Origin of the sequence: Cellulomonas sp. FA1, from assembly GCF_000986825.1 — a bacterium.
Lineage (GTDB): Bacteria > Actinomycetota > Actinomycetes > Actinomycetales > Cellulomonadaceae > Cellulomonas > Cellulomonas iranensis.
In genome coordinates this window covers 3,138,613-3,151,683 of sequence record NZ_LBMY01000001.1, presented here as the reverse complement: position 1 = coordinate 3,151,683, position 13,071 = coordinate 3,138,613, and the positions used below count along the sequence as shown (strand labels likewise).

Sequence of the window (13,071 nt, the reverse complement as noted above, 5' to 3'; positions counted from 1 at the left end):
CGACGGGCCCGCCCCCACCCGGGGCGGGCCCGTCGTCGTCAGCGCAGCCGGCCCAGGTGCAGGGCCGCGAGCGCGAGCGCGGTGATCGTCTCGCCGGCCCGGATCTCCCCCGTGCGGATCATCGCGAGCGCGTCGGCGAACGGCACGGTCCGCACCGCGCTGATGCCCTCGACGGCCTGCTCGTCGGCGGTCGCCCCGGTGTCGACGACCGGTGCGAGGCCACGCGCGAGGTAGACGTGCTCGCGGGCGCGCGCGGCACCGTTGAGGGCGTCGGTCGCACCGAGGTACGTCCAGTCGCGGGCGGTCAGCCCGGCCTCCTCGGCGAGCTCGCGGCGTGCGGCGTCGAGCGGGTCCTGCCCCTCGCCACCACCCGCGGGCACCTCGACCGAGCCGTCGCCCGTCGTGTACCGGCCGACCGTCACCAGCACGACCTCGTCGTCGTCGGTCAGCGCGACGACGAACACCGAGTCCCGCATCTCCACCACGCCGTACACCGCCGGCGACCCGTCCGGCGCGAGCACCTCGTCCTCGCGGACCGTGATCCACGGGTTCTGGTACGCGACGCGCGAGGACAGGGTCCGCCAGGCCATGCGTCGAACCTAGACCTGGCCGTGTCCCCGCCGGGGTGCCGGTGCGCGGTGCCCACCCGACCGCGGCGCGCCCCGTCGGACGGTCGGTGCGCCGGCGCTCGGTGACGTGGGGGACGGTCGGTGCGCCGGCGCTCGGCGTCGCGTGGGACGGTCGGTGCGCCGGCGTCAGCCGGCCGGCGGCGCCGGACCCGTCAGCGGCTCAGCGCCCCCGCCGTCGCGAGCACCACCGCGTCCTCGACGAGCGCGGCCCGCGTGTCCGAGCCGAGCCGGCCGTCGTCGTCGGCCCACTGCCGCCACGACGCGCCGACCACCGACCCCGCGAACGCCCCGGCCGCGCCGACGACGGCCGCGACCAGCACCGCGGGGACGCGACGCCCGTCGACGACCGCGAGCGCACCCGCACCCACGGCACCCGCCACGACCCGGCCCGCGAGCTGGGGGGCCACCAGCCGGCTCGGCACGCCCGGCAGCTTGTCGGTCACGGCCTCGCCCACGACCGCGAGGGCCGCGAGCGCGCGCAGCGCGGGGACGTCATGACCGCGGCGCGCCGCGGCGGCGACCGGGACGGCGAACGCGACGGACGAGCGGCCGCCGGCGGCGAGGCCCAGCGTGGCGGAGCGGAGGAGGACACCCATGCGTCGTGTCTACCCGTGGCGCGCGGCGACGGCACCCCGAGGCAGCCGCCCGAGCGGGGACCACGACGCTCCGGGTGCGGACCACCCCGATCGGCAGCAGACTCCTGGACCACCGCGTGGTCCGCCGTGGCCCACGCGACGCGGTACGACGAAGGAGCGACATGGGCATCGGTGGCGGCATCGCACTCCTGGTGATCGGGGCGATCCTCTCGTTCGGCGTGTCCGACCGGGTCGAGGGCGTCGACCTCACGGTCATCGGCTACATCTGCATGGGCGCGGGCGTGCTCGCGCTCATCCTCGCGATCGCGCTCAACGCGCAGCGCACCAACACGACGCACCGCCAGGTGGTCGAGCACCGCGAGGAGCCGCCCGCTCCCCCGGTGGCCTGACGCCCCGGACGACGGTCCCGCCGTCCCGCACGGGACGCCCCTGCCCGACGCCCCGCCGGTCCTGACCGACGGGGCGTCGGCGTGCCCGCTCGCGACCGGCGGGGCGCCCGTGGACCCGGCCCCGACCGGGGCGGGGGTCCGTGGACCCGGTTGCGGCCGACGGGCGTCCGAGGGCCCGGTGGCGGCCGCCGCACCCGGCCGACGAGGGGCCTCGCCACTCACCTGGTGGGACGCGGGACGTGCGAGACCGGGCTGGGGGCGCCCATGAGCCGGGATCGCGACGCCAGCCCGGTCTCGCGGGCGGCCCGTCCCATGCCTCGAGATGCCCGGTGCGGCGTGCCCGCGACGGCACGCCGGACACCGGTGCCACGCGGCCACCCGGACGACCGGCGCGTGTCGGACCTTCCCGACACACTGGGCACGCACCGGCGGACGGTCCACGAGGGGGGGCGCATGGAGCGGGACGAGGCACGCGAGGCCAAGGCGCACGCCGCGCAGGTGGCGCGGACGCTGACGGAGCGGGTGGTGCGCGCGTCGAGCGCCGACGCGCCGGCGGTCGCACCGCTGGCGGTCGGCCTGGCGCCGCGCGACGACGGCGGGTACGCGGTCGCGCTGCGGTACCGGCTCGGGCTCCCCCAGGTGCGGAGCCTCGCACGCAAGGTCGCGGCCGAGGTCGGCGAGGTCGGGACGACCGTCGACGTGCGCCGCACCGGGCGGATCCGCCCGCTCGCGCGCGGCCCGGTGCCGGGCCCGCGCCCACCCGTCGTCACGGCACAGGCGGCAGGCGAGACCGGCCGCGTGCGGCCGCTGCGGCCGGGCGTCTCGATCGCGCACGTCGACGTCACGGCCGGCACGCTCGGCGCGTTCGTGCTGGTGGGCGGCGTTCTGCACGCGCTGTCGAACTACCACGTGCTCGCGGGCTCCCCCGCGGCGCGGCCCGGCGACCTCGTGCTGCAGCCCGGACCCGCCGACGGCGGCCGGGCGCCCGCCGACCGGGTCGGGACGCTCGCCGCGGTGGCCCCGCTCGCGGCAGGCACCACGGCCACCGTCGACGCCGCGGTCGCGCTGCTCGACGACCCCGACGTCGACGCCACCTACCCCGTCGGGGCCGTCACCACGACGGCGCGCGCGCTCGGCGGCGAGACCGTCGGCAAGATCGGGCGCACCACGGCCGTCACCGCCGGACGCGTGACGGCCATCGAGCTCGACGACGTCGTCGTCGGCTACGGCGAGGAGCTGGGCGACCTGCGGTTCGACGACCAGATCGAGGTCGAGGGCACCGGGCGGTCGCCGTTCTCGCGCGGCGGCGACTCGGGCTCGCTCGTGTACCGCGAGGACGGGGTCGCCCTGGGGCTGCTCTTTGCCGGGTCGGAGACCGGGGGCGAGAATGGTCGAGGGCTGACGTACGTCAACCCGATCGACGCCGTCCTCGGGGCGCTCGACGCGACGCTGCTCGCCTGACGCGGGCGGCCCCGCGCGCCGCCGAGGGGTGCGGGAGGTGTGCAGTGGCCGACCTCGACCAGGCCCGCCGGGCCAAGGAGGAGCTCAAGGCCGCCCTCGCCGGGCGCGCGGGCGTGTCCGGCATCGGCATCGCGCCCGACGACGACGGGTACGGGCTGCTCGTGCGCGTGCGCGGCGACGCCGTGGCGGCCCGCCGTCTCGACGTGCCGACGCACGTGCACGGCGTCGCGGTGCACGTGCGCACCACGGGGCCCGTGACCGCGCAGCGCTGAGCGCGCACCGCGCAGGACCGAGCAGGACCGACCACGCGGGACGCGCGGCTGCGGGCCACGCACGGCGACGCGCCCGCACCCCTGCGCGGGGTGCGGGCGCGTCAGGCGCACCGTCGGCGCACCGGCACGTCACACGCGCGTCAGCGCACCGGCACGTCACGCGCGCGTCAGCGCACGATGCAGCTGTTGCCGTTGAGCGTCGCGGACGTCACGTCCTGCGGCGTCCCGGAGGCGATGAACCCGAACGACACCGCGTTGTGGTGCGCGATCGTCGAGTTCCACGCCGCGTTCGTCACCGTCACGGTCGAGCCGGACTGCGACGCGACCGAGCTCCACGCCTGCGCGATCTGCTCACCGTTCGTGAAGTCCCACGTGACCTCCCAGCCGTTCACCGGCTCCATGGTCGCGTTGAACACCGTCACGTTCCCCTGGAACCCGCCCTGCCAGCGGCTGGTGACGTCGACCTCGATCTCGCAGACCGCGTCCGTCGGCACCGTCGGGGTCGGGGTCGGAGTCGGCGTCGGGGTCGGAGTCGGCGTCGGGGTGGGCGTCGGGGTCGGGGTCGGCGTCGCGGTGGGCGTCGGCGTCGGGGTCGGCGTCGTGCCACCCCCGCCGAAGTCGACGTCCACGCAGTTGTAGAACGACTCCGGGCTGTCCGTCCGCTCCCAGATGTTGAACAGCACGTGCTTGCCGGTCTTGCCCGACGGCAGCTGCACGTCCCACCAGTACTCCGGGCCCGCGGGGCCGCCCGGGCGGATCGGCGGGTCGAGCACGCGGTCGAACGGCGCGGGCTCCAGGTCGTCCCAGCCGATCGGCTGCGACGGGTCCCAGCCGTCCTTCGTGATCCACGTCGTGAACCAGCCCGGGTGCGGCGCCACCGCCGCGTACCGGAACGTCATCGTCTGGCCGGACGTCACCGCCGTCGTCGGCCACGCGTCGGACGGCGCGTTGTACGCGTCGAAGCGCGAGTCCGGGCCGCACAGCTTGCCGTCGGGGATCGTCTCGTGCCGCCCCGCGATCGTGCCGAGCAGGTTCCCGAACCAGTTGTAGAACGAGTAGTTGCCCTCGGCGAACGCGTCGACGCACGGCTCGAGGCGCGGCTTCATGTTCCCGCTCTCACCGGCGGCCTCGCCCCCCGCCAGGCCGTCGACGTAGCACTGGTAGGTGCGGGTGGCCGGCTCGGTCAGGCCGCCGTGCGCCTGCGCCGCGGTCGGCACGGCGACCAGCGCGGCCGCCACCACCGCGGTCGCGGCGAGGCCTCCCCCCAGGGACCGGCGGGTGCGACGGGTCGGTCTGTCTCGGGTCATGGTTGGCTCCCTCTCGCGCGAGCGGCGTCGTCGCCGCAGGGTGTCGGGCAGGCCCCGGGTCACCCGGGACGTCGGCCCAGCCTGCGGAGCGCCCCGGGGGCCGACAAGGCCGCGAAACGTTTCCAGCACGGCCGACGCGTCCGCGCGCGACCGGGTGAACGGGCGCACCAGGAGGTGATCTCACGCACCTCTCACGGAACGCTGCGCGGCGAGACGGCCTCCGAGGCCCGATGATGGGCACGTGACGCGCAGAGGCACGGCCTCCCAGGGTGCGCACCGAGGGGGTCTCTCGGCTGCGGACCTCGGTGGCGTGCGCGGACTCGCGGTGGCCGCGCACCGGTTCGACGCGTGCCGCCGGGTCGAGGAGGTCGTCGAGGCGGCCGCCCGCGCGGCGGTCGACGTGCTCGGCGCCGACGCGTGCGCGGTGAGCCGCATCACGCAGGAGACGTCGCGCGTCCTGCACGTCGAGCAGCCCGCCGACGACCCGCGCCGCGACCAGTTCCTGCGCACCACCTACCGCGCCGAGGACCGCCCGGCGCTGCGGTCGCTGCTGCGCAACCGCGAGAGCTGGGTCGCGCACGCGTTCGACGCGCACGGCCGCTCGGTGCGCCCCGGCGACCCCACGGCCGGCGACCGCGTCGAGGTCGAGCTGCTGCGCGAGATCGGCGCGGCCTCGGCCCTCACCGCGCCGGTCGTCGTCAACGACGCCGTGTGGGGGCAGATCACGCTGCTGCGGGACTTCGAGGCGCCGCTGTTCCACGCCGACGACGTCGCGACCGCCGAGGTGCTCGCGGCGCTCGCGGCCGGTGCGATCGCGCGCGTCGACCTCGAGAAGCAGATGCGCCACATGATCGCCGACGACCCGCTCACGGGCCTCGCGAACCGGCGCACCGCCGACCAGGCCGCCGAGGCGGCGCTCGCGTCGGGCCGCGAGACGTGCGTCGTCATGTGCGACGTCGACGGGCTGAAGCGCGTCAACGACGAGCTCGGCCACGACGCGGGCGACGACCTGCTGCGCGCCGTCGCGGACGTGCTGCGCCGCGCGGCCGACGCGATCCCCGGCGCGACCGCCGCGCGCATCGGCGGCGACGAGTTCTGCCTCGTGACCGTCGACCAGCCGCGCGAGGCCGTCGCGACGGCCATGGCGACGACGGTCGCGAAGTTCCCGCTGCCGCACGGCGCCGCGATCTCCTACGGCATCGCGTCGACCGCCGTCATGGGCTCGGTCGAGGCACGGCACCTGTTCCGGCGCGCCGACCAGGCGCAGTACCAGGCCAAGCGCCGCCGGGCTCGCGCACGCGCACGCACCACGCCGCCGATCTCCGACCCCGTGCAGGCCGTCGAGCGGCTCACCGCCAGCGGGTCGGTCGCGATCGGCGCGGCCGCGCCCGCGATCGTCCCGCGGCTGTGCGCGTTCGCCGCAGCGGCCACCGAGACCCTCGGCGGCGACTCGTGGGCCGTGCGCGAGCGCATGCCCGGGTCGCAGACGTTCACGACGGTCGCACGCGGCGGCAGCCCCGCCGACGCGGCCGAGACCCGCCTGGTCACGGTCGAGCGGGACGCGTGGGTCGTCGAGATCGCGGTCGCCGCGCTCGCGTCGACCGGCCGGCAGGTGCAGACCGCGCTGCACGCGCTCGTCGCGATCGCGGTCGACGGCGCCCGCAACGCCTGACGCCGTCACGGGCGTCGTCGTCGAGCGGGTCGACGGTCACCCGGCGCGTGGGCCGGTGCGGTTCCCGGCACGGCGCCCACCGCCGCCACCTGTCGGAGCAGGGCGGGAGCCGCCGGGCCGACGGCAGGACGGGAGCCGCCGGGCCGACGGCCTGGACGGGTCGCGGCGCGTCACCGCCGACGCACCGACCGCGACGTCGCCGCCGGGGGTCGGCCCGCCGGCGCCCGGCGGTCAGCCGTGCAGCGGGAGCACGAGGGCGCCGTCGCCGCCGTCGACCACGCGGACCGGGACGCCCCAGTCCTGCGCCGCGAGGTGGCACGCGGGGTGCTCGATCACGGGGTCGGCGTCGCAGCTCGCGGCGCGCGCGGTCACGTGCAGCACGCCCTCGCCGACCGTCGGGTCGAGGCGCAGCGTGCGGCCGAGCGCGACGTCGTCGCCCGCACCGTCGAGCAGCAGCCCCGGCGGCGTGGCCGACACCCGCAGCGACGTGGACGGGCCCCACCGGTCGTCGAGCTTCTGCCCCGCGGCGGGGTGGAACACGACCTCGAGCGCGACGTCGGCGCCGATCTCGGTGACGGGCCGCTGCGTGCGGTGCGCACCGCCGTCGACCCGTGTGCCCGCACCCGCGGGCAGCGGCACGCGCGTCAGCCGGTGCGCCGCGGACTCGACGACCACCACGTGGTCGACGTCGCCCGCCGGCAGCACGAGACCGCTGGGCTCGGCGAGGTCGGTCGCGAGCGTGCTCACCTCGCCCGGGGCGCCGTCGACGCCCGGCACCCAGCGGCGCAGCGCGCCGTTGTACGTGTCGGCGACCAGCACCGAGCCGTCGGGCAGCGCCGCGACACCCAGCGGGTGCTGCAGGAGCGCCTCGTCGGCCGGCCCGTCGCGGTGGCCGAAGTCGAACAGACCCGTCCCGACGACCGACGTCACCGACGCGTCCGCGGGGTCGAGCCAGCGCAGCGCCGACGTCTCGGCGTCCGCGAGCCAGATGCGCCCGTCCGCCGCGACCGACAGGCCCGACGGCTGCGCGAACCACGACTGCTCGGGCGCGCCGTCGACCAGCCCCTCGTTCATGGTGCCGGCGAGGTGGGCCACGGTCCCCGCCACCGGGTCGAACGCCCACAGGGTGTGGTGGCCGGCCATCGCGACGACGAACGCGGCGAGCGGCTGCGACCACGTGACGTCCCACGGCGAGGACAGCTTGACCTGGTGCGCGGGCCACCGGTCGCCCACGCCCTGCTCGGCCGGGTGCGTGGCGCCACCCTCGAGCGGCAGCACGTTGTCGACCGCGCCGACCATGTACTGCTCGCCCGTGCCGGCGACCGTCGTCACGTGCCCGTCGGCCAGGCGCACGCCGCGCAGCGCGTGGTTGACGGTGTCGGCCACGAGGACGTCGTAGCCGAGCCGCTCGCGCAGCTCGTCCGGCACGAGGCACAGGCCGTTCGGCTCGCTGAAGCGCGCCTCGTCCGGGCCGCCGTCGACCAGCCCGCGCTCGCCCGTGCCGATGCGCCGCACGAGCGTCTCGCCGTCCGCCGCGACCTCGGTGAGCGCGTGGTGCCCGGCGTCGGCGACGAGGAACGTGCCGCCCGGCAGCGCGACGGCCTTCGCGGGGAAGCGCAGCGTCGTCGGCTGCGGCGTCGGCGCGACGTACGGGCCGTCGCCGCGGTGCAGGGTGCCCTTCGCCTCGTGCTCGGCGACCAGCTCCGCCACGAGCGTCTCGACCGCGTGCGCGTGCCCCTCGCCCGCCATCTGCGCCACGACGTACCCCTCGGGGTCGATGACCACGAGCGTCGGCCACGCGCGCGCCGTGAACGCCTGCCACGTCACCAGGTCCGGGTCGTCGAGCACCGGGTGGTGCACCTCGTACCGCTCGACCGCGGCCGCGAGCGCGACCGGGTCGGCCTCGTGCACGAACTTCGGCGAGTGCACGCCCACGATCACGAGCACGTCGCGGTGCCGCTCCTCGATCTCGCGCAGCTCGTCGAGCACGTGCAGGCAGTTGATGCAGCAGAACGTCCAGAAGTCGAGCACGACGACCTTGCCGCGCAGGTCGGCGAGCGTCACGTCCTTGCCGCCGGTGTTGAGCCAGCCGCGCCCGACCAGCTCGGACGCGCGCACACGGGGCAGACGGGGGGCGGAGGTCGACGTCACGTCGCCCATTCTCACCGACGCCGCACCCCCCGCCGCCGGGCATCCGCGCACCGGTACACGGGGGATGCCACCCGCGGGCACCGCCGCCCACTGGTCAGATCTGCACACCCCCGACCCGCCCACTGGTCAGAACGCGCACCCGACGAGCGGCAACTGGTCACCGAAGTGACCAGTGCACGGAAGGACGCACGGCCAGCCGCCCGGTGGCCAGACCTCGCACCCCCAATCCGCCCACTGGTCAGAACTACACCTTCCGAACCGCCCACTGGTCAGAACTCGTGACGGACGAGCGTCATCTGGTCACCGAAGTGACCAGTGCACGGAGGGACGCATGTCGGCGCACGCCGACGGCCGGACGCCACCGGGGAGGGTGGGCGGCGTCCGGCCGTCGACGGTCGTGCGGGTGGGACGGGTGCTGCGGGTGGTGCGTCGTGCGTCAGGCCGTGGTGCAGGTGGCCGTCAGCGAGCCCGGAGCGCCGGACGCCAGGAACCCGGCGGTGGTGCTGGCGCCGGACGCGAGGGCGCCGTTCCAGGACGCGTTGCTCAGCACGCCACCGCTGTGGGTGCTGCTCCACGCCTGCGTGATCGTCGCGCCACCGACCGTGACCTTCCAGCCGCTGATCGGCGCGCCGCCCGCGGTCACCGTGACCTCACCCTGCCAGCCGCCCGTCCACGTGCTCGTCGCCTTGACGGTGGCGGTGCACGCACCCGCACCCGGCGTGGGCGTGGGCGTCGGGGTGACGGTCGGCGTCGGCGTCGGCGTCGGCGTGGGCGTCGGCGTGGGCGTGGGCGTCGGGGTCGGAGTCGGGGTCGGCGTGGGCGTGGGCGTCGGGGTCGGCGTCGAACCACCGCCACCGATCTGGATGTCCGAGCACAGGTAGTACGGCTGGTCGAGGTGGCTGGCCTGCCAGATCGTGAACAGCACCGCGCGGCCCGAGCGGCCGGTCAGGTCGACGTCGGTCTGGTAGAGCCCGGTGGTGCCGTAGCGGCCGGTCTCCTTGACGAGGTCGAGGTCACCCCAGCCGAGCGCCTCGGTGGTGGGGTCGAAGCCCGGCTTGGAGACGTAGATCCGCAGGTAGTCGGCACCGTGCTTGGCGCCGTCGGTGAGCGTGAGCGTGAACGTCGTCGGCACCTGCTTCGCGACCCACGGACCGACCTCGTCGAGCGACGCGTACAGACCGTTCTGCGTGCGACCGCCCGAGCAGAGCTGCCCGTCGGGGATCACGGCCTGGTGCTGCCCGCCGACCCCCTCGCGGTACAGCCCGTTCCAGTTCCACATCGTCTGCGGGTTCTCCTGGAACGCCTGCCAGCACATCGGGTCGAGCTGGGCCATCTGCGGGTTGAGGTGGTCGTCGCCCCACCGCTCCCAGCAGCCGTAGTTGCGGGTCGGCGGGTCGGTGACGGAGCCGTGCGCGCTCGCGGACGACGCGACGACGCCCGTCACGGCGAGCGCGAGCGGCACGGCGAGCGCCAGGCGACCGAGCCGGGCGAGCGCGCCGAGCCGGCCGCGGGTACGGGTGGGCATGGGTGTCTCCTCGGGATGGTCCGGGCGGCGACCGGGTCGCGGTCACGGGTCGCGACGGTGCGCGGGTGACGACGGGCCGCCGGGTGGGCCCGTCCACGGTGCGGTTCGACGTCCGTGGAAGCGACCCCTCGAACCGTTTCAGCACCGCTCGCGGCCGTCGGTCCGACCGGTCCCGCGCACCGGGCGAGAGACCCGCTGCCCCGTCATCTGTCGCGCACCGGCACGACGCCGCACGACAGATCACGGGGTCGGCGCCACGCCGCACCACCGATCACGGAGTCGGCACGACGCCGCACGACAGATCGCGGGGTCGGCGCGTCCAGGTGCGGACGCCGACGGTGCGACGTGGCGTCGCACCGTCGGCGTCAGACGCGGTCGAGCACGTGGATGCGCGGGTGGTGGCCCTTCGCGAAGACACGCGTCACGGACCGCGGCGTCCACAGGTCGGCCGTCTCGCGCACGACGCGCTCCATGACCTTCACCTCGTGCGTCAGCACCACGAGCCGCGCGCCCGGCGCGGCGACCGCGTGGGCGGCGCGCAGCAGGCCGGCGTGCACGCGCGGCGCGTCGGCGTGCGAGCCGTGCAACGTGCCCCACGGCGGGTCGGCCAGGACCACGTCGGCGAGACCGCCGAGCGGCTCGGCGACCGCCGCGGCGAGCGCGTCGGGGTCGGTCGCGTCGGCCTGCACGAGCACCGGACGCGGCGGGCGCGCGAGCAGCCGCGCGGCCTCGAGGTTCGACCGTGCCGCCGCGAGCGCGTCCGCGTCGAGGTCGACCGCGACGGACGCCGCCGCGGGCCCCGCCAGCAGCCGCTCGACCAGCAGCGTGCCGGACCCGGCCATGAGGTTGACGACGCGGTCCTCGTCGCGCAGCACCGCGAGCCGCGCGACGGCCGCCGCGATCGTCGCGTTGGCCGCGCCCGGGAAGTCGGCGACGCGCCACGTCCGTGCGGACAGCGGCCGCGGTCCGACGCGCACGAGGACGTCCCAGCCGGGGTCGGCGTCGCCGGTGCGTCGGCCGCGGCGCACACGGACGACGAGGTCGCCGCCAGCCGGGTCGTGCAGCAGCCCGGTGGCCTCCCGCAGCAGGTCCGCGAGCCGCAGGAACGTCGCCGAGTCGGCGCCCGCCGCCTCGAACCGGAACGACGACGACCCGCCGACGCGCAGCGACGCGTACATCGCGTCGACCACGCGGCGCAGGTGCTCGGGGCTCGAGAACGACCGCGGCCGGGGCACGTCGAGGTGCACGACGACCCACGCGGCCACCGCGGTCCGCAGCGCCGTGACGCCCGCGAGCGCACCGGGCAGGGTCAGCGCGAGCGCGTCGTCCCGGTCGGGCACGTCGTGCACGTCGCGCGCGCCCGGCAGGACCTGCGCGACCTCGTCGAGCAGCACCTCGCGCAGGCCCGGGAGGTAGGTGAGCTCGACGCGCGTCACGGGCGGCGCGGCCGACGCGCGGGTGCGGTCGGGACGGGGCACGTCGCGCGCGGAGCCGACGCGGCCGCCCCGGGCTGCGTCGGCGCGTCCGACGCGGGGAGCGTCCGGGACGGCACCGCGCGTCGAGCCCGCGCGAGCGCCTCCGGAGGCGTCGGGACGCGAGCCACGGGGCTGCTCCGGACGACCGACGCCGGGTGCGTCGGGGCGACGTCGGCGGTCACCGCCCGGACGTCCCCGGCCGCTGCCCTCGGCCAGGCCGACGCGGGCGTCGGAGCGGGTGCCGCGCGGGCCGTCGGGACGCACGTCCCGTCGGTCCGTGCGGGGTCGTCGCGCGTCACCCCACGCGTCGTCGCGGCGCGACGCGTCCCGGGCGCGCGGACCGTCGACGCGGCCTCGCGTGCTGCCCGTGCGCCCGGCGCGCGCGCCTCGCTCGGCCGGGGGCAGCTCGGCGCGGCCGAGCCACTCGTCCCGCGCACCGGCTCGCCGATCCCGCGTGCCGCGGGTGCCGGCGGGGCGGGCGCCCCCGCGGCCCGTGCCGCGCGCCGCACCGTCGGAGGGGCGGCCGACGCCCGACGTGCGCCCACCGGCGGCGGGACCACCCGGGCGCGACGCGTTCGCTCCGCGTGCGCCACCGCTCGCTCCGCGTGCACCGCCACCGGCGTCACGTGCACCACCGCTCGCCCCGCGTGCACCGCCACCGGGGCCACGCGCGCCATCACCGGCGGACCCGCGGAGACCCGGGCCCGCAGCACCGGCACCGGGGACGCGGGACGCCGAGCCGGCGCCCCGGGCGCCGGCGGCACCACGGGCCGCCGCACCACGGGTCGTCGCACCACCGGGGCCGCCGCGCCCGCGGCCGTTCGCACCGCGCGTGGAGCCGTCGCCGTCGCGCGGAGCGCCGTCGGCACGGCCGGACCGGACGTCACGTCGGGGGTCGGCCCCGCGGCCGCCGCCCTGCGAGCGGTCGCCCTCGCCGGGGCGGCCGGGCCCGCGCCGCGCGTTCAGGCCGGCACCGGCACGCCGGCGCCGACGGCGCGGAGCACGAACGACTCGGTCTGCTCGATCGCGCGCTCGCGGTCGGCGCCCGCCTCGGGCAGGCCGCGGCCGGTGAGGCACGCGTTGACGAGGGGCACGGTGGTCGCGAGGTCCTGCTCGGGGAACGCGCCGGACGCGATGCCGGCGTCGAGGATGCGACGCAGGATCTGCTCGACGACGCCGACGTGCTCACGCACGCGCTGCTGGGCGCCGCGGGACAGCACCGAGCGCAGCTCGGGCCCGGGGGCGACGTGGTAGACGCGGGTGAGCGAGGCCTGCGCGCGCACGTAGGCGCGCAGCTGCTCGACGGGGTCCTCGATGTCGTCGAGCGAGGCCTGCAGCCCGGCGGCGTACTGCTCGGTCTCGTGCGTGATGAAGCCGAGGAGCAGCGCCTCCTTGTCGGGGAAGTGGTTGTAGACGGCGGTCCGGCCGACCCCGGCCGCGGCGGCGATGTCCGCGAGCGTGATGGCGTCGAACCCGCGTTCGCCCATGAGCGTCGAGAGCGCGTCGAACAGGCGACGTCGGGTCTGCTCCCGGTGCTCGTGGAGCGAGGCCCCGATGATCTTCGGCATGCTGACATTCTCACACACGCCGTCAG

Annotated in this window: 11 protein-coding genes; 4 read left to right on the top strand and 7 right to left on the bottom strand. The window is 76.8% G+C overall.

Features of this window, described 5'->3' with window-relative positions:
- Positions 1–38: 38 nt before the first annotated feature.
- Positions 39–590, bottom strand: a complete 552-nt coding sequence (locus GY42_RS14175; protein WP_046529822.1) for an NUDIX domain-containing protein — start codon at positions 588–590, stop codon at positions 39–41.
- Positions 591–781: 191 nt separating this feature from the next.
- Entirely contained in the window at positions 782–1,225 is a 444-nt protein-coding gene (locus GY42_RS14170; RefSeq protein ID WP_052748408.1) for a hypothetical protein, read from the bottom strand.
- 161 nt (positions 1,226–1,386) lie between these two features.
- Between GY42_RS14170 and GY42_RS14165 the strand changes: the two genes are divergently transcribed.
- From GY42_RS14165 to GY42_RS14150, 3 genes are all read left to right on the top strand, one after another.
- Complete coding sequence (locus GY42_RS14165) at positions 1,387–1,614, top strand: DUF6458 family protein (RefSeq protein ID WP_046529821.1); 228 nt, start codon at positions 1,387–1,389, stop codon at positions 1,612–1,614.
- Between the two features lie 453 nt (positions 1,615–2,067).
- The gene (locus tag GY42_RS14155) at positions 2,068–3,075 is read left to right on the top strand and encodes a hypothetical protein (RefSeq protein WP_052748407.1); all 1,008 of its coding nucleotides are present in this window, start codon (positions 2,068–2,070) and stop codon (positions 3,073–3,075) included.
- Between the two features lie 44 nt (positions 3,076–3,119).
- The gene (locus GY42_RS14150; RefSeq protein WP_046529818.1) at positions 3,120–3,347 is read left to right on the top strand and encodes a hypothetical protein; all 228 of its coding nucleotides are present in this window, start codon (positions 3,120–3,122) and stop codon (positions 3,345–3,347) included.
- A gap of 167 nt (positions 3,348–3,514) precedes the next feature.
- Here the strand turns inward: GY42_RS14150 and GY42_RS14145 are convergent, their stop codons facing one another.
- Positions 3,515–4,654: a lytic polysaccharide monooxygenase gene (locus GY42_RS14145; RefSeq protein WP_082131572.1), complete on the bottom strand. Its 1,140-nt coding sequence runs from the start codon at positions 4,652–4,654 to the stop codon at positions 3,515–3,517.
- 325 nt (positions 4,655–4,979) lie between these two features.
- On the opposite strand from GY42_RS14145, the gene GY42_RS14140 reads away from it, so the two are divergent.
- On the top strand, positions 4,980–6,326 hold the full coding sequence (locus GY42_RS14140) for a GGDEF domain-containing protein (protein WP_236686798.1): 1,347 nt from the start codon (positions 4,980–4,982) through the stop codon (positions 6,324–6,326).
- A gap of 231 nt (positions 6,327–6,557) precedes the next feature.
- On the opposite strand, the gene GY42_RS14135 is transcribed toward GY42_RS14140, so the two are convergent.
- The 4 genes from GY42_RS14135 to GY42_RS14115 all read right to left on the bottom strand — a co-directional run bounded on the left by GY42_RS14135 (position 6,558) and on the right by GY42_RS14115 (position 13,045).
- Positions 6,558–8,486, bottom strand: a complete 1,929-nt coding sequence (locus GY42_RS14135) for an NHL domain-containing thioredoxin family protein (protein ID WP_046529816.1) — start codon at positions 8,484–8,486, stop codon at positions 6,558–6,560.
- A gap of 427 nt (positions 8,487–8,913) precedes the next feature.
- On the bottom strand, positions 8,914–10,002 hold the full coding sequence (locus tag GY42_RS14130) for a lytic polysaccharide monooxygenase (protein WP_046529815.1): 1,089 nt from the start codon (positions 10,000–10,002) through the stop codon (positions 8,914–8,916).
- A gap of 365 nt (positions 10,003–10,367) precedes the next feature.
- Positions 10,368–11,480 (bottom strand): methyltransferase, encoded by a 1,113-nt coding sequence (locus GY42_RS14125; protein WP_046529814.1) that lies wholly within the window; start codon positions 11,478–11,480, stop codon positions 10,368–10,370.
- Positions 11,481–12,439: 959 nt separating this feature from the next.
- Positions 12,440–13,045 (bottom strand): TetR/AcrR family transcriptional regulator, encoded by a 606-nt coding sequence (locus GY42_RS14115; RefSeq protein WP_046529812.1) that lies wholly within the window; start codon positions 13,043–13,045, stop codon positions 12,440–12,442.
- Positions 13,046–13,071 lie beyond the last annotated feature (26 nt).